Source organism: Pseudoalteromonas sp. S1727, from assembly GCF_005886375.1.
Classification (GTDB): Bacteria; Pseudomonadota; Gammaproteobacteria; order Enterobacterales; family Alteromonadaceae; genus Pseudoalteromonas; species Pseudoalteromonas haloplanktis.
Genome location: NZ_PNDT01000010.1, coordinates 21,986 through 45,422, shown reverse-complemented (window position 1 = coordinate 45,422; position 23,437 = coordinate 21,986). Strand labels below are relative to the sequence as shown.

General features: G+C 40.9%; 25 protein-coding genes and 1 tRNA gene. 13 read left to right on the top strand and 13 right to left on the bottom strand.

Features of this window, described 5'->3' with window-relative positions; genetic code table 11:
* Positions 1-1,572, bottom strand: a complete 1,572-nt coding sequence (locus tag CWB85_RS02870) for a cation:proton antiporter domain-containing protein (protein ID WP_029216083.1) — start codon at positions 1,570-1,572, stop codon at positions 1-3.
* Positions 1,573-1,836: 264 nt separating this feature from the next.
* Between CWB85_RS02870 and CWB85_RS02865 the strand changes: the two genes are divergently transcribed.
* Together CWB85_RS02865 and CWB85_RS02860 are read left to right on the top strand one after the other, a co-directional pair.
* Positions 1,837-2,580, top strand: coding sequence for a sporulation protein (locus CWB85_RS02865; protein WP_016707984.1), 744 nt, complete (start codon positions 1,837-1,839; stop codon positions 2,578-2,580).
* 64 nt (positions 2,581-2,644) lie between these two features.
* A complete protein-coding gene (locus CWB85_RS02860; protein ID WP_138554053.1) occupies positions 2,645-3,097 on the top strand; it encodes a GNAT family N-acetyltransferase in 453 nt (150 codons plus the stop codon).
* Positions 3,098-3,132: 35 nt separating this feature from the next.
* Here the strand turns inward: CWB85_RS02860 and CWB85_RS02855 are convergent, their stop codons facing one another.
* From CWB85_RS02855 to CWB85_RS02830, 6 genes are all read right to left on the bottom strand, one after another.
* Positions 3,133-4,485, bottom strand: coding sequence for a sodium-dependent transporter (locus CWB85_RS02855; RefSeq protein ID WP_016707982.1), 1,353 nt, complete (start codon positions 4,483-4,485; stop codon positions 3,133-3,135).
* Between the two features lie 214 nt (positions 4,486-4,699).
* Positions 4,700-5,992, bottom strand: coding sequence for a sensor histidine kinase (locus CWB85_RS02850; protein ID WP_138554052.1), 1,293 nt, complete (start codon positions 5,990-5,992; stop codon positions 4,700-4,702).
* A 31-nt stretch (positions 5,993-6,023) separates the two neighbouring features.
* Positions 6,024-6,728, bottom strand: a complete 705-nt coding sequence (locus CWB85_RS02845; RefSeq protein WP_016707980.1) for a response regulator — start codon at positions 6,726-6,728, stop codon at positions 6,024-6,026.
* Positions 6,729-6,740: 12 nt separating this feature from the next.
* Positions 6,741-7,133 (bottom strand): DUF3019 domain-containing protein, encoded by a 393-nt coding sequence (locus CWB85_RS02840; protein ID WP_016707979.1) that lies wholly within the window; start codon positions 7,131-7,133, stop codon positions 6,741-6,743.
* Positions 7,123-7,983, bottom strand: a complete 861-nt coding sequence (locus tag CWB85_RS02835; protein ID WP_016707978.1) for a MipA/OmpV family protein — start codon at positions 7,981-7,983, stop codon at positions 7,123-7,125. The genes CWB85_RS02840 and CWB85_RS02835 overlap by 11 nt, the downstream gene beginning before the upstream one ends.
* 106 nt (positions 7,984-8,089) lie before the next feature.
* The gene (locus tag CWB85_RS02830; RefSeq protein ID WP_029216082.1) at positions 8,090-8,893 is read right to left on the bottom strand and encodes a hypothetical protein; all 804 of its coding nucleotides are present in this window, start codon (positions 8,891-8,893) and stop codon (positions 8,090-8,092) included.
* A gap of 117 nt (positions 8,894-9,010) precedes the next feature.
* Here CWB85_RS02830 and CWB85_RS02825 point away from each other — a divergent pair, with 117 nt between their 5' ends.
* Both CWB85_RS02825 and CWB85_RS02820 read left to right on the top strand, forming a co-directional pair.
* Entirely contained in the window at positions 9,011-10,189 is a 1,179-nt protein-coding gene (locus CWB85_RS02825; protein WP_016707976.1) for a serine hydrolase domain-containing protein, read from the top strand.
* Positions 10,186-10,662, top strand: a complete 477-nt coding sequence (locus CWB85_RS02820; protein ID WP_138554051.1) for a SixA phosphatase family protein — start codon at positions 10,186-10,188, stop codon at positions 10,660-10,662. Before CWB85_RS02825 ends, CWB85_RS02820 begins: the two co-directional genes overlap by 4 nt.
* Before the next feature lie 93 nt (positions 10,663-10,755).
* Here the strand turns inward: CWB85_RS02820 and yhbY are convergent, their stop codons facing one another.
* Complete coding sequence (gene yhbY, locus CWB85_RS02815; protein WP_016707974.1) at positions 10,756-11,052, bottom strand: ribosome assembly RNA-binding protein YhbY; 297 nt, start codon at positions 11,050-11,052, stop codon at positions 10,756-10,758.
* Positions 11,053-11,140: 88 nt separating this feature from the next.
* Between yhbY and rlmE the strand changes: the two genes are divergently transcribed.
* The 7 genes from rlmE to CWB85_RS02780 all read left to right on the top strand — a co-directional run bounded on the left by rlmE (position 11,141) and on the right by CWB85_RS02780 (position 17,430).
* Positions 11,141-11,770 (top strand): 23S rRNA (uridine(2552)-2'-O)-methyltransferase RlmE, encoded by a 630-nt coding sequence (rlmE, locus tag CWB85_RS02810; RefSeq protein WP_016707973.1) that lies wholly within the window; start codon positions 11,141-11,143, stop codon positions 11,768-11,770.
* A gap of 66 nt (positions 11,771-11,836) precedes the next feature.
* Positions 11,837-13,780 carry an ATP-dependent zinc metalloprotease FtsH gene (gene ftsH, locus CWB85_RS02805; RefSeq protein ID WP_016707972.1) on the top strand — a complete coding sequence of 648 codons (1,944 nt, stop codon included), beginning with the start codon at positions 11,837-11,839 and terminating at the stop codon, positions 13,778-13,780.
* Positions 13,781-13,882: 102 nt separating this feature from the next.
* Positions 13,883-14,743 (top strand): dihydropteroate synthase, encoded by an 861-nt coding sequence (folP, locus tag CWB85_RS02800; RefSeq protein WP_138554050.1) that lies wholly within the window; start codon positions 13,883-13,885, stop codon positions 14,741-14,743.
* Entirely contained in the window at positions 14,740-16,089 is a 1,350-nt protein-coding gene (glmM, locus tag CWB85_RS02795; RefSeq protein ID WP_016707970.1) for a phosphoglucosamine mutase, read from the top strand. The genes folP and glmM overlap by 4 nt, the downstream gene beginning before the upstream one ends.
* Before the next feature lie 72 nt (positions 16,090-16,161).
* Positions 16,162-16,911, top strand: coding sequence for a triose-phosphate isomerase (tpiA, locus tag CWB85_RS02790; protein ID WP_016707969.1), 750 nt, complete (start codon positions 16,162-16,164; stop codon positions 16,909-16,911).
* A gap of 1 nt (position 16,912) precedes the next feature.
* Positions 16,913-17,263, top strand: a complete 351-nt coding sequence (secG, locus tag CWB85_RS02785) for a preprotein translocase subunit SecG (protein WP_016707968.1) — start codon at positions 16,913-16,915, stop codon at positions 17,261-17,263.
* Positions 17,264-17,345: 82 nt separating this feature from the next.
* Positions 17,346-17,430: transfer RNA gene (locus CWB85_RS02780), tRNA-Leu, on the top strand.
* A 110-nt stretch (positions 17,431-17,540) separates the two neighbouring features.
* On the opposite strand, the gene CWB85_RS22455 is transcribed toward CWB85_RS02780, so the two are convergent.
* Together CWB85_RS22455 and CWB85_RS02775 are read right to left on the bottom strand one after the other, a co-directional pair.
* Entirely contained in the window at positions 17,541-17,693 is a 153-nt protein-coding gene (locus CWB85_RS22455) for a hypothetical protein (protein WP_016707967.1), read from the bottom strand.
* A complete protein-coding gene (locus CWB85_RS02775) occupies positions 17,690-18,553 on the bottom strand; it encodes a VOC family protein (protein WP_244389575.1) in 864 nt (287 codons plus the stop codon). Before CWB85_RS02775 ends, CWB85_RS22455 begins: the two co-directional genes overlap by 4 nt.
* A 292-nt stretch (positions 18,554-18,845) precedes the next feature.
* Here CWB85_RS02775 and CWB85_RS02770 point away from each other — a divergent pair, with 292 nt between their 5' ends.
* On the top strand, positions 18,846-20,471 hold the full coding sequence (locus CWB85_RS02770; RefSeq protein ID WP_138554049.1) for a methyl-accepting chemotaxis protein: 1,626 nt from the start codon (positions 18,846-18,848) through the stop codon (positions 20,469-20,471).
* 92 nt (positions 20,472-20,563) lie between these two features.
* Here the strand turns inward: CWB85_RS02770 and CWB85_RS02765 are convergent, their stop codons facing one another.
* From CWB85_RS02765 to CWB85_RS02755, 3 genes are all read right to left on the bottom strand, one after another.
* Complete coding sequence (locus CWB85_RS02765; RefSeq protein WP_016707964.1) at positions 20,564-20,971, bottom strand: type 2 periplasmic-binding domain-containing protein; 408 nt, start codon at positions 20,969-20,971, stop codon at positions 20,564-20,566.
* 11 nt (positions 20,972-20,982) lie between these two features.
* Positions 20,983-22,128 (bottom strand): porin, encoded by a 1,146-nt coding sequence (locus tag CWB85_RS02760; protein ID WP_016707963.1) that lies wholly within the window; start codon positions 22,126-22,128, stop codon positions 20,983-20,985.
* A gap of 209 nt (positions 22,129-22,337) precedes the next feature.
* The gene (locus CWB85_RS02755) at positions 22,338-22,706 is read right to left on the bottom strand and encodes a hypothetical protein (protein WP_138554048.1); all 369 of its coding nucleotides are present in this window, start codon (positions 22,704-22,706) and stop codon (positions 22,338-22,340) included.
* Between the two features lie 96 nt (positions 22,707-22,802).
* Between CWB85_RS02755 and CWB85_RS02750 the strand changes: the two genes are divergently transcribed.
* Entirely contained in the window at positions 22,803-23,339 is a 537-nt protein-coding gene (locus tag CWB85_RS02750; protein ID WP_138554047.1) for a GNAT family N-acetyltransferase, read from the top strand.
* Positions 23,340-23,437 lie beyond the last annotated feature (98 nt).

The following is a 23,437-nucleotide window of genomic DNA, read 5'->3' as shown; positions in this document are numbered from 1 at the left end:
TTAAGAAAATAATTTTTGTTTTACATGTTCAGCAAAACCACTACCAGCTTCTAAATAGAAGTTATAGGTGGAATCAACGCCCATATCTTCCAGTTCTTTTTGTTGATCAGGGTAGTTGGCAATCGCTGTAACTTGACCTTGATAGCCCGATGCTTTTAGTTGCTCTAAGGCAAAAATATTTTGCATATGCTTTGGCATCGCTAGCATGATCATCTCTACATGGGAATGGTTTACCCGCTGCCAGAAGTCTGGATCGGTGGCATCAGCTAATAGTACTTTGCGCCCGCGACTAACATGTTTTTCAACAACTTCGGGTTTGATGTCTACACCAGCTACAACACCTGGGTGAGTAATATGGATAGTTTCGTACGCACCAGTGCCAATTCGACCCATACCAAAAATAACTATTTTGGTATCATTTAAATTTACGGGGAGTTCTTCAGCTAAACGGGTTGGACTTTCAAAACGCATCAACCACGCTTCTATTTTTACATAAATTTCGTTAGAGCGCTTATTCAGCGGAGAAGCGACAATAAAGGTGATAGATACGGCAATCGCCATTACTGCAAGCCACTCTGCGGTAATTAAACCACTACTGGCTGCTACCATGCAGACGATAAGACCAAACTCACTATAATTAGCAAGGCTAAACGAGGTTAATAAAGAAGTCCGCGCGCGTAATTTAAAGGCATTTGTTAATACATAATATAAAACCACTTTAATTGGTAGAACCAATACAATGATAGTCGCTATCATAAGAGAGTTAATGGTCAGTTCTGCACCTAAGCCTATGGTTAAGAAAAACCCGACTAGGAGAATTTCCTTTAGGTTAAGTAATGATTTGGCAAGTTCGCTGGCTTTTTTATGAGGAGCAAAAATCATCCCTATGATTAACGCGCCTAAGTCGCCTTTTAAGCCAGCAAACTCAAACGCGTTGTAACCAACTACCAGTGCAAAGAAAAAGCCAAATAGTGGAAGTAACTCACCGTGTTTAGAGCGATTTAACACCCAAAACATGACAGGTCTTAATAACGGTAAGGCCACTAAAAGAGCAAAGGCCCAACCATTAGGTGTTTTACCTGTGCTGATAGCAAGAAAGATGACGGCGAAGATATCTTGCATAACCAAGATACCAATGGCAATTTTACCATGTAGACTGGCCATTTCGCCGCGCTCTTCAAGTACTTTAACGGCAAATACGGTACTGGAAAAGCTAAAAGCAAAACCAACAAGTAACGCACTTTGCCAGCTAAGATCAACAAATAATGGTAATGAAAGAGCACCAAGTAGCAGCATTAAACTGCAAAAAATAGCGCTACTAAGAATAATATGCAACGAGGCAGGCGCCCAAACCTGGGGTTTCATAAGCTGGCCTACCTTTAGTTTTAAACCAATACTAAATAGCAGTAATGTGACCCCTAAATTAGCTATCGTATTAAGTAACTCCGTGGTTTTAAAGCCTGATAGGTTGAGCACAAAGCCAGCAATTAGAAAGCCGATTAGTGGGGGGAGTTTCAGTTGATAAACGGCAAAGCCACACACAAATGCGACTGCAAAATATAATAGTTCCATAATTCTTAGTATCACTTCATTTGGGGTGTCAGTGTAGCGAAATATCAGCATTTATGAAAATCATTCGTGCATATTGTGCGTATAAAGTAGACCCATAGCGGTGAGTTGTGTATGAAAAATGTGCAGTTAGTCAGTTATTCATATAAAAAGTCAATAAATAGCTATTTTTTCACTGACAGCAGCTTTTAAATATGGTTAAGATGCAGTAACAAAGGAATTTAAGCGTGATTTAGGGTTAAGCGAATTAGGCTTAAGGAGAAAAATATGTTTAAAAAGATTCTTGCATCAGTCGGTATTGGTGCAGCTAAAGTGGATACAGTGCTTGAGACTGAGCATTTGCAGCCTGGGCAGCTTTTTAATGCCCAGATCGTTATCACCGCAGGGGATGTAAGCCAAGAAATTACAGGTCTAGATCTAGCGCTAATGACGCGAGTCAAAGTTGAAGGTGAAGACGGTGCTTATTTTACTAATCATATTATTGATAAGTGGCGTATTACAGAGATAGGCACTATTGAGCCGGGGCAGCAAAGACATATTCCATTTGAAGCTCGCTTACATTCTGAAACTCCGATCACCGAAATCAATGCAGGGTATAATCACTCACACGTTTGGCTAGAAACGGGGTTGGACATTGATTTAGCGCTCGATCCTAAAGATAAAGACCCGTTGCATATTTATCCAAATGACGCAGTAACGACGTTTATGCAAGCAATGGAAAAATTGGGCTTTAGCTTGCTTAAAGCGGATGTTGAAAAAGGCTTTTTACGTGCCAGCACATTTAACTCTGTTTCTGGGTGCTACCAAGAGCTGGAATATAAACCAAATAGCCGCAGCTTATTTGGCATTCAAGAAATTGAGTTGTCATTTGTGCCAGAGGCTCACAAAACACACGTGTTAATTGAACTTGACCGTGGTTTTCGTGGCGATGGTTATGTAGATTTAACTATAGAGCATGACCATGTAAACCTGTCGCATTTATGTGATCAGTTAGAACGTTTACTTGCATAGCTAATTAGTTTTCATTTGATCGGTAGCCCAGCTTTGACTGGGCTTTTTTATGTTAGGAGTTTCTATGCAGTTAGTTGCTAAGGTATTTTCAGAGCTTAATACACCTGAGCTGTTTGCTATTATGCGTACTCGAGTAGATGTGTTTGTGGTTGAGCAGCAGTGCCCTTATCCTGAATTAGACGATGTTGATTGTATGGCAACCACACAGCACCTTTATTGGATAGCGTCGCAGCAGTTAGGTGCTTATGCCCGTTGTTATAATAAAAATGAGCAGTACAGTGCGATTGGCCGTGTGTTAATTGAAAAATCTCAGCGAGGACAGGGATTTGCGGCATTGTTGGTTAAAGAAGCTATTCAGTGTTGCTTTACTCATTGGCCAAGTAAAGACATATACATAGGTGCGCAAACATATTTACTGAGTTTTTATCAGTCTCTGGGCTTTCAGAGTACTGGTGAGCCTTATTTAGAAGATGGTATTGAACATCAAGATATGATTTTAAAAAACCGCTCAGTGTAGAGCGGTTTTCTAGTTCAGCGTGGTTTGTGATTAATTTAGCCTAGCAGTGAGCTGATAAATACCAAACCAATGGCGATAGGGCAAATAAACTTAATATACCATGGCCATATTTTCCAAAATAGGCTGTTAGCTACGTCTGGGCAACCTTGCTTAATTTCATTAAGTAATGAATTGCGATACCAGATCCAGCCGACAAATAAACAGCACATCAAGCCTAGAATAGGCTGACCAAATTTAGTGGTTAGCGAAACAACTAATCCAAATAATGTTTCAAGGTTAAGCACGATGCTAAAGCTGATCAGCATAATGATAATACCAATTAACCAAGTTGCAGTAACACGACCAAGCGCAAAACGTTCTACTGCATAAGATACTGGGGCTTCTAGCATTGAAATAGACGAGGTTAATGCGGCGATACTCATCAACGCAAAAAATGCAAAGGCAACGAATAAGCCCATCATGCCCATGCCATCAAATAGTGCAGGTAATACTTGAAAAACTAAGGTGTCTTCAGAAAGTAACTTGCCGTTGGCCGAGAATATTTCAACTCCTTGCGCTTGTGCAACATACATCGCAGGAATAATTAGTAAGCCGGCAACAAAGGCGATAAATACATCAATAAGGGTAACATAGGCACCAAGAGAGACGAGGTTTTCTTTTTTGCTAATATAAGAGCCGTAAATAATCATTACACTGGTGCCTAGCGATAATGAGAAAAAGGCTTGGCCAAGGGCACTAACTAGCAACTCAGGGTCTAAAATTGATTTAAAATCAGGTACTAAGTAAGCTTTTAGGCCTGTCATCGCCCCTTCTTGCAGCATGACATAAACAATCAATGCAAATAAAATTGATAACAACGCAGGCATTAAACGTTTTGACCACTTTTCTATGCCATTTTCAACCCCGCGACTTATAATTGCCACAGTGAGAATGATAAACCCGGCTGTAAATATGAGGTTTCTTGATAGTGATTGTTCACTTAACCATGTTGAAGCGGTTTCGCTGCCTGCTAGCGTGGCAATAGGTTCAATGGTTGCACTGATCATCCAACCAGCCACAATAGCATAAAAGCTAAGAATCAAACCGGCACAAATAATACCACCAAAACCAACTATAAACGCAAACCACTTTTGGCTTGATGAATTTGAAATTTTACGTAATGAACTCACCGCATTGGCTTGGCCGTGACGACCAATTGTAAGTTCTGCCATCAATGCTGGATACGCTAAACAAAATGCTAAAATGAGGTACGCAATCAAAAAAGCGGCGCCCCCATTGCTCGCGGTTTGGGTTGGAAATCCCCAAATATTACCAAGCCCTACAGCAGAACCTGCTGCGGCCATAATGAATCCAAAACGGGAGCTAAACTCCCCTCTGACTGCGCTCATAATTATTAATTCTTCTCTATTTTGTGACGGCGCTGACAATCTACTGTAATTGTTAAAAAATAAAAAGCTCTTATTGAGTAGATTTTCAAGGTACTGTATGCAATAGCAATTTATAAATAGTGAACGCTATTGAGTGGTATCCATGAAAACACGCTATCCATTTGTTTTATATTAATATATTCAAAGTTAGCCACTGTAAACTGTAACATTAAAGTTACAATTGCTGTGCGTTATGTATTTTGAGCGTAAAACACGCACCTGCTAGTTTTTTACTGCGGTTTACCGTGATTTCACCGTGATGCCAATCAACCACTTTAGCAACAATAGCCAGACCTAAGCCATAACTTTTATCTGCTCGGTTACGGTGAGTTTGCTCTTGAAAGAAAGGGCTGAACACTTTATGCCAATTTTTTTCTGCGATACCTGGGCCATCATCTTCAACGGTTATGATGAGCGTTTGTTCTTTGCTATAGGCGGTTAAAATGATTTTGTGTTTTGCAAAGTCACAGGCATTAGATAATAAGTTGGTAATGGCACGAGCCAGCCAATGTAAATCAGCATGGATCTGGCTGTTATCGCAAATCACTTGCAAATCCAGTTGTCGTTGCAGTAATTTGGGCTCCAGCTGTTGTACTATAGTGTTTAAGTAACTACTTGATTCGGTATCTGAATAAGTTAGCTGATTGGCTTTTTGTTCTAAAGTAGCAAAGGCTAAATAGCTTTTAAGCATGGACTCCATTTGGTCTAAGTCAGCTTCCATACGATGTAGGTAATGTTTTACCTTCTCTTGGTTAGGGCTATCCAGCGCTGCATCAAGACCAAACCGCAGGCAAGCAATAGGTGTGCGAATATCATGAGATAAGCTCGTTGCCATAAGCTTGTTTTCATCGAGTAATTTTTCTATCTGACTTGCCATGCGATTAAATGTAAGTTCAACATCTTTTATATAGGTAAAATGTGATACTCGAATGCGGGCATGTAAATCGCCGTTGGCAAACTTTTTAGCGGCTTCGTTGACCACTCCTAGTCGTTTCGCTAAAGGGGCGATAATAAATCCCATGAACACACATAAGCCAGCATAAAACAGCAGGGTAAGTAGCATATCATTTTGCTGGTCTTGTTCATGGGGCTTTTCTAGACGTAGTTTTAGGTGAAAAGGGGCGAGCGCATCATTACTGTAAAGCAGGTAAAAGCCTTCTTGATCTTCTAGAGTTAATCCGCCATCGGCATTGATTTGCTCTAATAACGAAGGTGGCAGTGCTAATGACTGTGTGGCCCGATAGCTCAACCCTAATGAAAATTGCTCTGCAAGCATGGCCGTATGTTCAGCTCTTTGTTGTACTGGTTGAGCCGCAATTTGTTTGCTAAAGCCCATTAGCAATTTGCTTTGCAGTGCAAATTCATCTTGGCTGGTATGGGTTTGTTGGCTAAATGCATCAATGAGCCAGCCTAACACCACAATTGAAAGTAACGCACTGCCTAGTAAAGATAAATAAAACTTTTTCATAGTATGATGAACCAAGCTTTTTTAGTGGTCACTACCATGCGTTGGCGACCAATAAATAGCCTCGGCCCCAAATTGTTTTGATTTTTTCAGGGTGTTGTGGATCATCGTTAAACTTTTTGCGCAGCGCAGAGATAAGCACATCAACGCTGCGATCAAGTCCATCGTACTCTCGCCCTTTAGTGGCTTTAAACACAGCATCGCGGGAGACCACTTGTCCCGCATTACAGGCTAAGTAATGCAGCAATAAATATTCGGCGCTAGAAACACCTTGCTCAATGTCATTAATAAAGACATTGCGAGACTGGGTATCGATTTTTAAAGAGCCCACCTGCACAATTGTTTCATCCGTTGTCGGCTCTGAGTTGTCGTTTGTTGTGCGCAGTGCTGCTTTTATACGAGCTAGTAAGGCGCGTGGTCGTACGGGTTTCATAATATAATCGCTGGCACCCACTTCAAGACCAATAACTTCATCCATTTCTTCGTCTCTGGCGGTGAGCATGATAATTGGATGTTGATAAAATTGACGCAGTTCGCGGCAAACACTTATACCATCTTGGCCGGGTAACATAATGTCGAGTAAAATTAAGTCTGGTTTTAGTTCTTTAACATGACTAACCACTTGATCGCCACGCTCACAAATATGTGTTGTGTAGCCTTGATCGGTTAAATACTCTGCCACCCATTGAGCTAACGAGCTGTCATCTTCAACAAGTAATATTGTGCCGTAATTATTCATACTATTCTCGTTTTAAAAAAGGCGCCAGCGGCGTTTCTTTTGGCGATTTTGATAAACCCATTGCAACTGTACTTGTGTTGTAGCAATGGTTTTACCGTTATCACTGTTAATTAATTCAAATGAAATACTTTCAACTGAGTCAAAAGCATAATTTAGTTGACCACTTTTTTGCCTGAGCCAACATTGCATTATATGCTTAGAGGTGGCGTCACGTAAGCAGTAGTTACCTATGTCGTCCTGTTGCCAGTTTAACTCAATATCAGCATAACAGTTGCGTCCCTCACGCAGCGCTACACAGGTATCGGGCAAAGCAATTAATGACGAGTCTTGAGTCTGCTCATCATTGGCTAATACTGGCTTAGCGCTTAGTAATAAGCAGATGATGGCGGAAGCTTTAAAATACATAACGCACGCCTACCATGGCTTTGTGCTGATAGCCTTGTGAAACGATAGGGCTGTTGGTTATTTCATCCGAAAACCAAGTAGATAGCCAGCCGCCAAGAAACACCCAATGTTGATTTAGTGGGTATTCAGCATGAAACTCAAAAATAAAACTGACAGCGGCATCATCCGTTTGATAAACGGGGCGTGTTGCGGTTGCTTCATCTGCAGTGATGCCAAAATAATAGTTGGTAAAATCAGCCGAGTAAGCACTTAAGCCAACACCTGTACGAAATTCCCAATTTTGCCAAGGTAAGATATGGCTAAAAAAGCTATTTATGACCCAACCGTTATGTGCATTGGAAATATCATGTAAATATTCGAAAGAAATTTGCGAGTTTTCAAAACGGCGGGTGAGTCGCAGGCCGGTATCAAAATCATATTTACGGCTACGTATTCCTTTTAGCTCTGGTACAACCCCGGTATTATAAAAGTCGAGTCCGGTTTCATCAAATCCGGCTTGCACATTAGTGCCCAGAATATCAAGATCCCAATCATATTTATTGATTATGCTATAACCAATAATAATACCGCCGCTTAGTTGGCTGTGGTCAATATCTAAGTAAAAACGTTCGTAGGAAACGGCAAGGTTAATATCAAGTTCTAGACCATCACTGTACGAGTCCATGCCAACTAAATAAGAATCTTCAATGTAATAGCCCGTTCCAGCACTCCAGTCCCATGCGAAACCTGACGTTGGCTCTAAGGTATTATCGGCATAATAACGGTTACTCGCATGACTATCAGTACTCCATACACCCACACAGATCAATAATAACAGTAGTTTCTGTAGGGGGAGTAGGTTACGTTGCATCAATGATCCAAAATTAATTAAGCAGTTATTAACTTGTATTATATTGTCAAAGAGTACCCTTGAACTGTAAAAAATTGTAGCCAGTAGTGGTTATCTAAACATTGGCTCAATGTACTTTAATTTTATCGATCAAAATACTGCTCAAATAATAGTGCATCATCGGCGTTAGGGCACTCACTTCAGTACGATTACACGGTCCTTGCAGTTTCGTTAAACTGGTCATTTTTGATATTGTTTTATATTTAGGGATATCAACTTCTTGAGTTGCTCGTGCTAAACGTGCTTGGTCAGTGTTTTGTTGATGGACAAATGTGGCTACCTCTAACTCATTACTAATTACTTGCTCTTCACTAAAGCTATAGATGAGTGGCTCACGGTGAAAACTGGCGCTATCAATTGATGACTTACCAAACCACACAACATCACCAGAGGCTCGATGAATAAGTCGCATGCTAACTTCACCATTGATTGTTGCGCACTGTTGAATAGGGTATAGCTGGGCAACGTTATCAAATAAAGCATAGGGTTTTACCGGTGGCTGAATTTTATATTTAGTATCTTCGATAAAGTTAAGTTCTAACTGGTGTATAGCAAGTGTGTAATCACTATCACCTTGGTCAATTACGCGCAGATTCATCGTTGTTAATGCATCGGTAATTTGTTGGAACAAAGTATCTGTCACACTCGCTTTATCAGCAACGACTTTCACTGTTTGATTACGCGTTATTTTATGGGCAGGTAATTGTACAGATTTTACTTTTGGTGAAGCGTGCTCCGTTTCATAAGAAACTTGATAGCTTTGGCTTTTTAATTGCGGTTTGACTGGCATTTCTAAAGGCGCAGCAGGGGGGGGCGCAGTCACACAGGCTGTTGTAATGAAAGTGAAAAATACAATTGATAAATAACGAATAAACACTGTAAAACCCTTTAAAAACTCAATAATCACGATATTGTACGTTAGTCTTAGTAAAACTTCATGGTATTATGAAGCCACAAACGTCTTAATTTAGATTAAAATAATAAAATAATGAAGACCCTAGTACCGTTTATATATGCTTTTTCTTTACTTGTCTGTTTAGTGTTATTCCCGACACTGGTTTATGCCGATGATCAACAGTGGCGTGAACTCATCAAAGATTATAATCAACATCTTGAACATAAGTTAAAAAGTAAGGGGATCCCAGGGGCTGCTTTATCGATTGTTAATGGCCCAGATCAGAGCTATGTGCAGGGTTTTGGTGTTACAAAGCTGAATAAAGGGTTACCAGTTAATGCGCATACTCGATTTCGTTTAGCATCGGTTTCTAAAACATTTGCAGGCTCACTTAGTGCAAAGCTAGCTGTTGAAGGCAAATTTTCTTTAGATGATCCGGTAAGTAAGTACATCCCTGCCTTTATCAATACTGGATATAAAAATGATTTAAAAATCTTTCATTTATTGAGTCACTCTAGTGGATTGGTGCCAAATGCGTATGACAATCTAATTGAGTCAAGAATGAGTTACCCTGATATTGTTGAAAAGTTGCTAAGTGTTAAGCCAATTTGTCAGCCAGGGCAATGTTATGGTTATCAAAATGTGATGTTTAGCCTAATTGATGAAGTGATCCAAGCCAGTACACAGATGGATTATTCGCGGTGGCTAAATGAGTTTATCTTCTCGCCGCTGCGTATGAAAGATGCCAGCCTAGGCTACGCAGCCATGGTAATTGATGATAACTATGCCTATCCCCATGTAAGAGGACGAAAACGTTGGCATACCGCTAAATTGAAAAAAAATTATTATAAAGTACTGCCAGCCGCAGGGGTTAATGCCAGTGCGAGTGATATGGCTATATGGTTAAAAGCCCAATTAGGCTATTTTCCAACCGTCTTATCAAGCGACGAGTTAGCTACGCAAACAAGACCTTACACACATACTAAAAAAGAGTTACGCCGTAGAGTATGGAAAAAACATCTTACTGAAGCCTATTATGGTTTAGGGTGGCGAGTGTATGATTATGACAACGAAACGCTTTATTATCATAGTGGTTGGGTACAGGGGTATCGTAGCGACCTCGTTGTAATTCCGCACTTAAATATAGGCTTTAGTTTGATCCTCAATGCCGAAACTGGCCTTATTAATGAATTAACCACAGAGTTTATTGATCGCGCATTAGCTTACAAACGTGCGCAGCAAGTTACGGCGTATCAAGAGGAAAATAAATGAATTATGTTTTAGCAAGTTTACTCTTTTTATTTGCAGCTAACATAAGCGCAGCACCCGACGCTATTTTTTTATTTCGCCATAGTGAAAAGTTAGCAGGTAAAAACCCACCTCTTTCAGAGGCCGGTAGGCAAAGAGCCGAGCGCTTGTTCAATTTGTTTGGTGAGGTAAAACCAAGCTCCATCTATAGCACAGATTATAATCGTACGATTGAGACCGCCGCTCCTTTGGCAGAATATTTTGGCCTGAGTGTTAACACGTATAAGCCAGGTGATTTAGCTCAATTTACAAAAACGGTACTTGCCCAAAGCGGCATCGTGGTTATTGTGGGGCACAGTAATACCACCCCAGAATTAGCGCAGTTAATAGCGCAAGTGCCTGTTGAAAAAATGCCAGAAACTGAATTTGATCGCTATTTTATCTTACAAAAAGCGGAACAAGGCTATCAGTTAAGAAGTTTGAAGATGAATTTTTAAGCACCTCAATATATTTCTTTACAATTTATTGGTAGCTAAGCGCAGACATAAAAAAACCAGCGAAAGCTGGTTTTTTTGCAAATGGAGAAATAATTAATTACGTGGTAATTGAATTTTCTTTTCTTCACTTTGGCGATAAAGTACAAGTGTGTGACCGATTGACTGTAATTTCTCAGCACCCGTCTCACGAATAATAGCTTCAAAAATCAGGGCTTTAGTTTCACGATCATCTGTTGGTACTTTTACCTTGATAAGTTCGTGAATTTCTAAGGCGCTTTGAATTTCAACTAATACACCCTCGGTTAAACCGTTAGAACCTAGTAGTACAACAGGTTTTAGAGAGTGTGCTTGACCTTTTAAAAACTGCTTTTGTTTGTTCGATAATTTCATGTTGTTACAAATTTTGCTGAATATGGCTTGAATTAAGGGTATTCTAACGCCATCTAAAGAATATTACTAATTAGTTGCGTGTTAATTTATGACGAATAAAAAACTTTCGGCCAGTTCACAGCGATGGTTGAAGGAACATTTTGATGATCCTTATGTTCACGAGGCACAAAAGAAAGGTTGGCGTTCTCGTGCGATTTTTAAACTCGACGAGATCCAAAATAAAGATAAATTACTACGCCCAGCCATGACGGTGGTTGATTTGGGAGCTGCCCCTGGAAGCTGGTCACAGTATTTAGCTGAGAAAGTAGGCGATAAAGGGCAAGTTATTGCTTGTGATATTTTGCCTATGGACTCACTGGCCGGCGTTGATTTTTTACAAGGAGATTTCCGAGAAGAAGCTGTTTTAGATGCGTTATTAAATCGCATTGATGGTAAGAATGTTGATGTGGTGCTCTCTGATATGGCACCGAATATGAGTGGTAATAGCTCAGTTGACCAAGCTGGCAGTATGTATTTAGTGGAATTAGCATTAGATATGTGTAGTCAAGTTTTAAAGAAAAATGGTGCATTTGTGGTTAAAGTATTCCAAGGTGAAGGCTTTGATGAGTTCTTAAAAACAGTGCGTGATAGCTTTAAAACTGTAAAAATCCGTAAACCCGACGCCTCGCGTGCACGATCGCGTGAAGTATATATAGTAGCGACAGGCTACAAACTGTAGTACAGTTGTCAGGCGTTTAGTTGAATTTAAATTAATTGGATACAAGAGGTTAACCCCTTGAGCGATATGGCGAAAAATCTAATACTCTGGCTGGTCATTGCAGTTGTGCTAATGTCAGTGTTTCAGAGCTTTAATGGCGGCGATCAAGCAGATCGTCAAACTAGTTACAGTCAATTTGTAAAAGAGGCTCGTAGTGGCTCTATACAAGACGTATCAATGGATAGAACCACAGGTACGATCACAGGCGTAAAATCAAATGGTGAGCGTTTTCAAACCATCATGCCTATTTATGATGAATACATTCTCAACGATTTAATAAAAAATGGTGCGGATGTAAAAGGTGTTAAACCTGAAGAGCAATCGTTCTTGGCTAGCATCTTAATTTCATGGTTCCCGATGTTATTACTGATTGGGGTATGGATTTTCTTCATGCGCCAAATGCAAGGCGGTGGTGGCAAAGGAGCCATGTCGTTTGGTAAGAGTAAAGCGCGACTAATGAGCGAAGACCAAATTAAAACCACCTTTGCCGATGTAGCAGGTTGCGATGAAGCAAAAGAAGACGTCACAGAGCTGGTTGATTTCTTACGTGACCCATCTAAGTTTCAAAAACTCGGTGGCAGTATTCCTAAAGGCGTACTGATGGTAGGTCCTCCAGGTACTGGTAAAACTTTGCTTGCTAAAGCCGTTGCTGGTGAAGCGAAAGTCCCATTCTTTACTATATCAGGTTCTGATTTCGTAGAAATGTTTGTAGGTGTTGGTGCATCGCGTGTTCGTGATATGTTCGAACAAGCGAAAAAAGCAGCGCCGTGTATTATCTTTATCGATGAAATTGATGCTGTTGGCCGCAAACGTGGCGCTGGTATGGGTGGTGGTCACGACGAGCGTGAGCAAACACTTAACCAAATGCTAGTTGAGATGGATGGCTTTGAAGGTAACGAAGGGATTATCGTGATTGCCGCGACTAACCGTCCTGATGTACTTGATCCAGCGCTACTTCGCCCTGGTCGTTTTGACCGTCAAGTTGTGGTGGGTTTACCTGATATTCGTGGTCGTGAACAAATCCTTAAAGTACATATGCGTAAAGTACCATTAGGTGACAACGTTGAAGCCTCAGTTATTGCGCGTGGTACACCCGGTTTCTCTGGCGCTGATTTAGCAAACTTAGTTAATGAAGCTGCGCTTTATGCTGCACGTGGTAATAAGCGTGTTGTTAGCATGGCTGAATTTGATGCCGCTAAAGATAAAATCATGATGGGTGCCGAACGCAAAACCATGGTGATGAGCGAGAAAGAAAAAGAAATGACTGCGTACCATGAAGCAGGTCACGCAATCGTTGGTCGCATCGTGCCGGAACATGATCCTGTTTATAAAGTATCAATTATTCCACGTGGCCGTGCTCTTGGTGTGACTATGTACTTACCTGAGCAAGACCGTGTTAGTCACTCTAAAGAACTATTGGAGTCTATGATTTCAAGTTTATACGGTGGTCGAATCGCGGAAGCGCTTATTTACGGTGAAGATAAAGTCACTACAGGTGCAAGTAACGATATTGAACGAGCAACAGATATTGCCCGTAAAATGGTTACTCAGTGGGGCCTTAGTGAGAAGTTAGGTCCGTTAATGTACACTGAAGACCAAAATGAGATGTACATGGGCGGCGGTAGTAGCCGTGCTATGAGCATGTCAGATGAAACGGCTAAAGAAATTGATGCGGAAGTGCGTTTGCTATCAGATCGAAACTATCAGCGTGCCGAGCAAATCTTAAAAGATCATATTGATATCTTACATGCTATGAAAGATGCATTAATGAAATATGAAACAATTGATGCGAAGCAAATTGACGATCTAATGGCTCGTCAGCCAGTGCGTGAGCCACGCGATGCTCATGACCGTCGTGATACGTCAGATAAAAAACCTGTCGTTGAAGAGACAAAAGTGCAGCCGGTTGTTGAAAAAGACGACAAATCAGCTCAAAAAGATGAAACAAATCTTGATGATAAAGCTGAATAACAGTTAAAATAGCAGAACGAAAAGCCCCGATTGTCGGGGCTTTTTTGTTACAGAATAAATAAAGTATAAATATCAATGCAATGGATGTATTGAAGGTGATAGATGACCACAGTTGATTTACCAAGAGGTCGCAGTTTACACCTCACTACCCCAGTCATAATGGGGATTTTAAATGTCACTCCTGATTCTTTCTCAGACGGCGGTCGCTACTATCAAACAGACAGCGCTGTCATAAAAGCTCAAACCTTATTAGCCGACGGCGCTACCATACTCGATATTGGCGGTGAATCAACGCGTCCAGGCGCGCCAGATGTAAGTCTGGATGATGAATTAGCCAGAGTTATCCCTGCAATTGAGGCAATTCGTAGCCACAGTGACAGTACCGTTAATAATTGCATCATTTCGATTGATACCAGTAAAAGTGAAGTAATGCGTCAAGCCATTTTCGCGGGTGCAGATATAGTTAATGATGTACGTGCACTTCAAGAGCCAAATGCGCTGGCAACGGTTGCACAGCACCCTGATGTTGCTGTGTGCTTAATGCATATGCAAGGGCAGCCACGTAGTATGCAGACAGCTCCTCAGTATGATGATTTATTCCGTGAAGTAAATGATTTTTTTGCGCAGCGGATCAAAGCATGCGAAACAGCGGGGATTCAGCGGCGGCAACTTATTCTAGACCCCGGATTTGGCTTTGGTAAAACTCTCAGCCATAACTACCAATTACTGGCACGATTTGATGAATTTAACCACTTTGGTTTACCCGTTCTGGCAGGGCTCTCGCGCAAGTCAATGATTGGCAACTTATTAAATAGACAAACAAACGAACGCCTTGCTGGAAGTTTGGCAGGGGCATTAATAGCAGCGCAAAACGGCGCAAAAATTATTCGTGTACATGATGTAAAAGAAACCGCAGATGTGCTTGGCGTATGGCAAGCGTGCGAACAAGGAATTAAACAATGAGTGAAAGAAAATATTTTGGCACCGATGGTGTACGTGGCATGGTGGGTGAATACCCAATTACCCCTGAATTTGCACTTAAGTTAGGCTGGGCGGCAGGTCGAGTCTTGTCACAAAATGGCACTAAAAAAGTCATCATAGGCAAAGATACCCGTATTTCAGGCTATATGTTAGAAACCTCACTTGAGGCAGGATTAATTGCTGCAGGTATTGATGTGGTATTACTTGGTCCTATGCCAACACCGGCTGTTGCATATTTAACGCAGACCTTCCGTGCTGAAGCGGGTATTGTGATCAGTGCTTCTCATAACCCTTATCATGATAATGGCATTAAGTTCTTTTGTGGTCGAGGCTTAAAATTAGCTGATGAAGTTGAACAACAAATTGAAGCGATGCTTGATGAGCCAATGACGTGTGTAGCGTCTGACAAATTGGGTAAGGCTCGTCGTTTAGAAAGTGCTGATGGTCGCTATATTGAATTTTGTAAAAGCCAGTTCCCACAAGGCTTATCGTTAGAAGGCTTAAAAATAGTTTTAGATTGCGCTAATGGTGCAACCTACCATATAGCACCTTCAGTGATGCGCGAGCTGGGCGCTGAGATAATTTGTCATGCATGCGAGCCTAATGGCGTAAATATCAACCTAGAGTGTGGTGCTACTCATGTTGATGCACTAAAACGTAAAGTATTAGAGCATAACGCGGACGTCGGTATTGCCTACGACGGTGATGGGGACCGCGTAATGATGGTTGATCACAATGGGCGTGTATTTGACGGCGACGATATTGTTTACATTATTGCCTGCCAAGCAGCGAACGATGACATGCTAGGTGGTGGCGTTGTTGGAACTGTAATGTCAAATATGGGCCTTGAAAATGCACTCAAAGCAAAAGGCATTGAGTTTGCTCGTAGTAAAGTGGGTGATCGTTATGTAATGGAACTATTACAAGAAAAAGGTTGGAAGATTGGCGGCGAAAGTTCTGGTCACGTATTAAACCTTGATCTGATAAGTACTGGTGACGGCATTATTTCAAGTCTGCAAGTACTCGCTGCAATGGTTGCACAAAATCGCACACTTAAAGATTTAGGTGCAGGCTTTGTAAAATACCCGATGAAGATGATTAATGTGCGTTATAAGGCAGGCACTGATCCAACACAAGCCCCAGCAGTTATTGCTGCAGTTGCTCAAGTAGAAGAGCAACTTGCAGGAAAAGGCCGTGTATTATTACGTAAATCGGGTACTGAACCGGTTGTTCGTGTCATGGTTGAAGCCGAAGAAGAGAAAGTAGTACTTGATAATGCACAAAAAATTGCTGCAGTTGTCGAATCTATGAGCAAACAAACTGATTAATAACAATAACCTCTTGTAACTTTGGGCGAGTCGAGTTACTATCTCGCCCGCTTTCTAATATGGAGTGGAAAAATGGCAATACGCAAGCCGATGGTCGCAGGCAATTGGAAAATGAACGGCTCTAAAGAGTTAGTACAGCAATTATCTGAGGCAATCAACAACGTAAAATCAGATGAGATCAACGTTGTGGTGTTTCCACCATATCCATTGTTACCAATGCTAACGGCAACCGGGGTAGCAACAGGAGCGCAAACGGTTTCTGAAAATGAACCGGGTGCATTTACTGGTGAAGTTGATGCGCAATTAATTAAAGATTTAGGTGGCGAATATACATTAGTTGGCCATTCTGAACGCCGTAGTATATATGGCGAAAGTAATGACATTGTGGCAGCTAAGTTTGCACGTGCACAGCAAGTAGGTTTAACACCTGTTTTATGTGTAGGCGAAAGTGAGCAAGAGCGTGAACAAGGTCAAACTGAATTAGTCGTTGCTGCACAAATTGATGCAGTAATTAATAAATTAGGTCTAGCAGCACTGAAAGATTCTGTGGTAGCATACGAGCCCGTTTGGGCCATTGGCACAGGTAAGACTGCATCGCCTGAACAAGCACAGCATGTGCACAAATTTATCCGTGATAAAATTGCTTCTTTAGATAGTGATTTAGCACAAGGGCTGACCATTCTTTACGGTGGCAGCGTGAATGAAAAAAATAGCGAATTATTATTTGCACAACCAGATATAGACGGCGGCCTGATTGGCGGTGCTAGTCTAAAAGCAGATTCATTCACTGCAATCTGCAATAGTGCAAAAAGGACCGTATAAGATGTACGAAATTTTATTAGTAGTTTATTTAGTTGTCGCTTTAGCACTTGTTGGTATGGTTTTAATTCAACAAGGTAAAGGCGCAGATATGGGGTCATCATTTGGTGCTGGAGCCTCAGGAACTGTATTCGGTTCATCTGGTGCTGGTAACTTTATGACTAAAACAACGACTATCTTAGCCAGTGTTTTCTTTGTGCTAAGCATTGTATTAGGTAACTTAACTGCAGGTCAGATCAAAAAGACTGATGAGTGGGAAAACCTAGAAGCAGCGCCGGTAGTTGAAACAGTCACTCCTGCAGCTGATGATGTTCCAGTAACATCAACTAAAGAGCAATCTGACGTACCAAATTAATACTTGAAAAAGGTATAGTTAAACGATTTATACTCCTCAGATAAATCATTGAGTTTAACAATTTAGCGAAAGCTTAAAAAATGCGGTTGTGGTGGAATTGGTAGACACGCTACCTTGAGGGGGTAGTGCTTTCGGGCGTGGGGGTTCAAGTCCCCCCAACCGCACCATATTAGAAAAGCCAGTAACAGTCATGTTACTGGCTTTTTGCTTTTTATGAATTACCATAAACATCAGCCGTGTTCTGGCTGATATCTTCAGCGCAAGTCCAGCTTGATTCTTACAATGAACCACCCACCCCAATGCTTGGGTTTACGTACACAGGGCCTACTTTAAAAGGGGCGCTTACATTTAAACTTGCGTAGGGGCTGCATGAAGCTAATAAAAGAGTCATGGCGCTTATGCTGGCTATTTTTATTAATCGCTTTTTCATTTTGTAGTCTCCTGAATCACTAAACCAGCGCCTGCTGGATCACGAATTATTGCAACAGTACCATTACGGACTGCATCATTAGGGGCCATTAGCACTTGTCCGCCTGCGGCCGTTACTTTTAATATCGTTGCATCAACATCAGCTACCTTAATATAGTTAACCCACGTATTACCTATTTCAGTGTCTGGTTTTTTTACAAATCCAAAAGCAGGGCTGCTGTTTATTTTTAAGAACGAATAGTTGGCTCCAAACAGTGTTTTCTGTGCCGTGCTATACCCTGCAAGCTGCTGATAAAATGCGCTGCTGGCAGCGGGATCATCACTCCATACTTCTTGCCAGATCCAACTATTGTTATTTATGGTTAGGCTTGGATCGCCATTGATCGTGTTAATGACAGAGAATAAAGCACCTTGTGGATCTTCAAGTACCGCAATATCTCCTCGTCCTGTAATCGTTGTTTTACCAATTAAGGTTTTACCACCTGCTGAGCGAGTGGCATTGATCACGCTATCAACATCAGCAACTGACACGAGTGCAAGCCAGTGGCTATTATTTTGTTTGTTATCTAACTTAGCCATACCAGCAATGACTTGCCCATTTGTACTGACTAAAACGTAATCATCATTAACAGCTCGGAACTGCCAATCGAATACAGCTTGATAGAAAGTTTGTGATTGCTTTAGGTCGGGTGTTACTAAGTCGTGCCAAACAACGTGCCCGAGTTGTTTAGTGCCGCTATCGCTAATGGCGGGTAAGCTCGGTTGTGTAAGCTGACAACCGGTTAAAACAGCTGCTAAAGCGCCGCTTAATAGCAAAGGTTTTAAAAAGTGTTTAATAGCCAAGGTTGATACTCCTTTCATTTGTATTTCCGGTACGTATGCTAAACAAGCTCAATATGGTGTTATATATCGAGGTGGTCTGTAATTATATTGCCAAACGTGGCAAATAATTCAACGCTTAAATAATAGTCTATAAATCACAAAGTAAGCGATTGATTTCATAATTAAGTTTTTAGCTCGGGAAGGTGTCATTTTACTTTTTTTATTGTTTTTATGCTTTTTGGGCAATAAAGCTAGATAAATTAAAAATATAGTTAACACTTACAGGTAATAGGCCGATAATACACGCAGTTAAAATAATAGGGTAAATAGCATGGCTTCAAGTTTGTCTTTTCAAAACCTAAGCATCAGTAAAAAAATTCACGCTATAACATGCATTGCAGTTATTGCTTTTATAGTAATTGTGTTGATTAATTATATTGCCATGAAAGACAATCGAGGTTCATTGGACGAACTTGAAAAGACCTCTTATCAAGTAGTAAAACTAACTTCTGCCAATGTAGGGTTACTTGAGAAGTTAGACGAGCTTTATACTCAAGCCGTTACATTTGGTGAGCAGGATCTTGTTGATAAAGCTAAAGAGACCTTGACTTTACTAACAGCAAACCTTGATGCGATAAACAATATTAATAGCAACTACATTGACAGCCAAGCACGCAAACAATTAACTGACTACGCTGCTATTTCATCAAAAATTGCTAATGATATGATCAGCGGTACAGCCGACTTTAGTAAAATCCAACAACAAGCTCAAGCTAAAACGAATATGTATAATTCTGTGTTGCAAAGCCTTAAAGTCGCTCAGCAACGTGCCGATGATCGCTTTTTTGAATTAGTAAAAAATACCAAATCACGTTCAGATCAGGCATTAACCTTAATGTTAGTTGTTTCATCCGTCTCCTTGTTATTACTATTATTTATGGCAATTTGGATTGCACGTGGTATTGCCGCTGCAGCCAGTGATGCCGCGGCAAATTTACACTTGTTAGGCGAGGGTAAAGGCTCTTTGAGCACGCAGCTTACGGTGCGAAGTGAAGATGAAATCGGCCAAGTCTCGATTAATTTTAATACCTTTATTGCTTTGCTTAAAGAATCAGTATTAGAAGTGATGGCAGTGTGTGAACCACTAATGGAAAATTCAACCCGTTTAGTACAGGGGATGGAGCAAGCGGAAAAGGCGACGAGCAAGCAAACCGCGGATGCAGAGATAGTTAAGCAGTCAATGGAAGAAATGAAACAAAGTGTAGGGGATATCTCACATTCAGCGGCAAGTGCGTCACGTGCAGCACAAATGGCTGAACAAGAAGTTGAGCAAAGCCGTTCGCAAATTCAAACATCGGTATCACAGTCGCAAACCTTAAGTGCTGAAATTAATCGTGCTGCTACAACAATTAATAAGTTAGCGGATGACACAAAAAATGTGACGCAAATACTCAATGTGATCACTGCAATTGCCGAACAAACAAACCTATTAGCGCTTAACGCAGCAATTGAGGCGGCAAGAGCGGGTGAGCAAGGGCGTGGTTTCGCAGTCGTTGCAGACGAAGTAAGAGAGCTTGCTTCACGTACTGCAAAATCAACCAACGAAATCCGTGAGTTATTAAATACCCTAACCAGTGCTGCAAATGAATCGGTCAGCGCCATGACAACTGCACGCGATATGGCCGGTAACAATGCAAAAGCAGCAGAAAACACGGGTATATCAATTGAAAAAATTGCGGAGCAAATGCTCGAAATTAATGGTATGAATTCGCAAATTGCAGCAGCCACGGAGGAGCAAACATCGGTTGCGGCAATGGTCGTTGAAAACGTCTCTAATATGCATATGTCGTTTGAAGATACCATGGCATCGCTTACCGCTGTGCGTGATGTTGCTAAAAACCTTCATTATCTCTCTGATAATTTATTAGATGCCACCGCTAAATTCAAAGTGGAGTAAGTAAACTTTATTTTCACTACGCAAAAAATAAACAACGCCTTGTGATTTATAACCACAAGGCGTTGTTTTCGAGTTAAAAAGCGTTAAAACGATTAAAACGTCGCGATAACTTTTACGCTATCAGTTACTTTGCTGCTATCAATATAGCCAATTGAATCAGCATTACTGCTAACAAAATCGATTACAGCTTGATCATTATCTAACTTTTCTGGTGGCGTGCCTTTACCAGTAAACACCAGTTTTGACCAATATGCATTAAGTTGGCTACTTGATTTACCAACTACTTTGTCATTAAATTCATCAGCCACGTTATTGCCGTTTTGATTGACCGGATTTACTTTCGTACCATCTGCGAAAGACTTGCTTTTACCAAGGTAGATTTTTTTGATCTCAGTTTGGTCTATAGCATTACCATTATTTGCATTGACGATCACTGCAATATCGGCCAGTACGCTAAACGAACATACAGAAAGTAGTCCTGCTAAAATTAGTTTTTTCATGACTATTCCCCTTAAAAAACTAAATCAACAGCAACGGCAATCACATCCGTTTCAGTATCAGAAATATCATCTTTAAAACGACTAAAATCAACCTTTAGCGCTGCAGATGGATGGAAGTCATAACGTGTGCCAATAGTGTATACGTTACTTTTAGCTTTTGAGCCTTCTAACACTAAATTAATGCCTTGATTAAGTGGTGGCACAGCGGGTAGTGCGTTATAGCGGTTACTTTCATGTTTATCGTCGTTGTTTTCGTAAGTTAAATGAACGATCCACTCATCCATTCGATACCCCACAGAGGTATAATACTGAGTTTGTTTCGCCAAAGCGCTGTTATCAACTTCAAACTCCGTGTATTCGGCATCAAATAACAAGTTGTTGTAATCAATTGAAACCCCTAAAGCAAGAAAAGAGCCGTCGTCTTCGTCCACAGCAATGTTATTTGCTTGATCAACAAACCCCGCGTTACGAAGGGCTTCTTCTAATTCATTAAGGGCGACCCCTGTTGGCGTATCATTTTCGATAGCAATAGAGGTGTCAGCTACAAAATAGGCTGCGCGAGCACTAAACCAGTCGTAGCTCAAGGTCCAGTTAATACCGGCAATATCATTAAGCTCTGTGTCACCATTTACAGATACAACCGCAATAGTACCGTCATAGCCTCCGTAAATAACTTGCACTGTTGAGTCCCAGTCACCGAGTTGTGAGGTATGAAGTAAGCTCAAACCTTCATAGGTAGAAAATGGAATGTTATAAACTGATTGAGGAGGTCTTACCCAGCGGTAGGCATAGCCCACATCCAAAAAGTCAGAATAACGATAAAAAGGCACACGCATTTTACCCGCACTGAGTTGCAGCTCATCGGTAAACTCGTATGTTAAGTAAGCCCATTCAAATTCGGCATCAAAATCATTTTCACCGCGAGCAACAATTTGTGCTGTCGCACTGAGTTTGTCTTGCAGATCTGCTGATAACTGTAAAGCAAACACGCTCTCATTTTTAAATGAAATGTCGTTGTCGTACCCATACAGTGACGAATCATCATCCAGTGTTTTACCGCCAACGATGGAAGCAAAACCATTTATACGTATTTCTGCATATGAGGGGGCAGATAAACAGGCTGCGCAAATTGCAATTGCGATAGGCAGTTTTTTCATTGTGTATCCTACTAGTTTTGTATGTTGATTTCAGCTGGAGTATAGGAGTAAACACGTAAATTATCGACAAATTTACATTGATTTAGTGCTTTTTATTATAGGTTTAACAAAGTACGCGGGACGCTATAGATGGTAAAAGAAAGTAGGATGATATTTTAATGATAATGAATTAGTTAGGCTGTCACAATGACAGCCTAACAGTATAAGTATTAATTATTATTTTCTTGTTCGCGCTCTTCGCGTGCTGCTTTTAACTCGTCAGCGAGTTCTTGCGCTTTTTGCTTGGTTTTCTCTGTTAATTCGCCAGCGGCTTCTTTACTTTCAATCCAGGCATCAAGGGCCACTTCTTTGCCATCGTCGTACATATCAAGGCCAAGTTTTTTACTCTCCTGTAGTAATTCCTCAAGTGTTTCACCTTTAAATTCATTGGTGGTTTCTTTCACTTCATCCCAAGCATCATTGAGCGCTTGCTGAGCTTGTGCTTTGGCTTCTGCTGCATCTTTTTTTACTTCGTCGGCATCTTCACAGCCAGTTAACGCCACACATCCTAATAAAACTAAGCTTACTAATTTGTTCATATTGGTTCTCTAATAAAAGGATTGATTTACTAAGGAGTATTTCCTTAGGTACAGTATTAATGACAATCTCAAAACAAGCAATATACAGGCTATAAAATGAATGTACCTAGAACAGCACGCTTGCACTTTAAATTAATGGATGAAAATGACAGTGCCTTATTACTTGAACTAGATAGTGATCCACAAGTGATGGCACACTTAACGCGTGGCAAGGTAAGTACCATAGACACCATCAAAGAGATATTTATGCCACGGATGCAAGCTTATCGTAATCCATCACTAGGCTGGGGGCTATGGCAAGTAAACCTAACAGAAAGTAATTCCTTTATAGGTTGGGTGCTGATTCGACCTATGGGATTTTTTACAGATCAGCCGGATCATAGTGATATCGAAATTGGTTGGCGCTTCAAGCGGGCAAGTTGGGGAAAAGGCTATGCCAGTGAAGCAGCAGCTGCCGTTGCTGATGCAGTTATAAAGCACAACGCTATACATACACTTAGTGCTACGGCATTAGAAGCTAATCGCGCCTCGATTAAAGTCATGGAAAAACTCGGTATGCAGTTTGTTGAACATTACTCACATAGCGATGAGTTTGGTGAGTTACCCGCCGTGTTATATCGTAAGTATGTTTAAATCAGCATAGAGTTGTTTGACCTAGGTTTGCAGAGTGTGTATTAATGAGTGTAATAAAATAATTTAAAAAATAGAAAAAACAAGGAATTTAATATGTT

Excerpts from the sequence above, each read along its gene's own strand:
- CWB85_RS02870 (WP_029216083.1), bottom strand. The coding sequence starts at position 1,572 with ATGGAACTATTATATTTTGCAGTCGCATTTGTGTGTGGCTTTGCCGTT.
- CWB85_RS02865 (WP_016707984.1), top strand. The coding sequence starts at position 1,837 with ATGTTTAAAAAGATTCTTGCATCAGTCGGTATTGGTGCAGCTAAAGTG.
- CWB85_RS02860 (WP_138554053.1), top strand. The coding sequence starts at position 2,645 with ATGCAGTTAGTTGCTAAGGTATTTTCAGAGCTTAATACACCTGAGCTG.
- CWB85_RS02855 (WP_016707982.1), bottom strand. The coding sequence starts at position 4,485 with ATGAGCGCAGTCAGAGGGGAGTTTAGCTCCCGTTTTGGATTCATTATG.
- CWB85_RS02850 (WP_138554052.1), bottom strand. The coding sequence starts at position 5,992 with ATGAAAAAGTTTTATTTATCTTTACTAGGCAGTGCGTTACTTTCAATT.
- CWB85_RS02845 (WP_016707980.1), bottom strand. The coding sequence starts at position 6,728 with ATGAATAATTACGGCACAATATTACTTGTTGAAGATGACAGCTCGTTA.
- CWB85_RS02840 (WP_016707979.1), bottom strand. The coding sequence starts at position 7,133 with ATGTATTTTAAAGCTTCCGCCATCATCTGCTTATTACTAAGCGCTAAG.
- CWB85_RS02835 (WP_016707978.1), bottom strand. The coding sequence starts at position 7,983 with ATGCAACGTAACCTACTCCCCCTACAGAAACTACTGTTATTATTGATC.
- CWB85_RS02825 (WP_016707976.1), top strand. The coding sequence starts at position 9,011 with ATGAAGACCCTAGTACCGTTTATATATGCTTTTTCTTTACTTGTCTGT.
- CWB85_RS02820 (WP_138554051.1), top strand. The coding sequence starts at position 10,186 with ATGAATTATGTTTTAGCAAGTTTACTCTTTTTATTTGCAGCTAACATA.
- yhbY (WP_016707974.1), bottom strand. The coding sequence starts at position 11,052 with ATGAAATTATCGAACAAACAAAAGCAGTTTTTAAAAGGTCAAGCACAC.
- rlmE (WP_016707973.1), top strand. The coding sequence starts at position 11,141 with ATGACGAATAAAAAACTTTCGGCCAGTTCACAGCGATGGTTGAAGGAA.
- ftsH (WP_016707972.1), top strand. The coding sequence starts at position 11,837 with ATGGCGAAAAATCTAATACTCTGGCTGGTCATTGCAGTTGTGCTAATG.
- folP (WP_138554050.1), top strand. The coding sequence starts at position 13,883 with ATGACCACAGTTGATTTACCAAGAGGTCGCAGTTTACACCTCACTACC.
- glmM (WP_016707970.1), top strand. The coding sequence starts at position 14,740 with ATGAGTGAAAGAAAATATTTTGGCACCGATGGTGTACGTGGCATGGTG.
- tpiA (WP_016707969.1), top strand. The coding sequence starts at position 16,162 with ATGGCAATACGCAAGCCGATGGTCGCAGGCAATTGGAAAATGAACGGC.
- secG (WP_016707968.1), top strand. The coding sequence starts at position 16,913 with ATGTACGAAATTTTATTAGTAGTTTATTTAGTTGTCGCTTTAGCACTT.
- CWB85_RS22455 (WP_016707967.1), bottom strand. The coding sequence starts at position 17,693 with ATGAAAAAGCGATTAATAAAAATAGCCAGCATAAGCGCCATGACTCTT.
- CWB85_RS02775 (WP_244389575.1), bottom strand. The coding sequence starts at position 18,553 with ATGAAAGGAGTATCAACCTTGGCTATTAAACACTTTTTAAAACCTTTG.
- CWB85_RS02770 (WP_138554049.1), top strand. The coding sequence starts at position 18,846 with ATGGCTTCAAGTTTGTCTTTTCAAAACCTAAGCATCAGTAAAAAAATT.
- CWB85_RS02765 (WP_016707964.1), bottom strand. The coding sequence starts at position 20,971 with ATGAAAAAACTAATTTTAGCAGGACTACTTTCTGTATGTTCGTTTAGC.
- CWB85_RS02760 (WP_016707963.1), bottom strand. The coding sequence starts at position 22,128 with ATGAAAAAACTGCCTATCGCAATTGCAATTTGCGCAGCCTGTTTATCT.
- CWB85_RS02755 (WP_138554048.1), bottom strand. The coding sequence starts at position 22,706 with ATGAACAAATTAGTAAGCTTAGTTTTATTAGGATGTGTGGCGTTAACT.
- CWB85_RS02750 (WP_138554047.1), top strand. The coding sequence starts at position 22,803 with ATGAATGTACCTAGAACAGCACGCTTGCACTTTAAATTAATGGATGAA.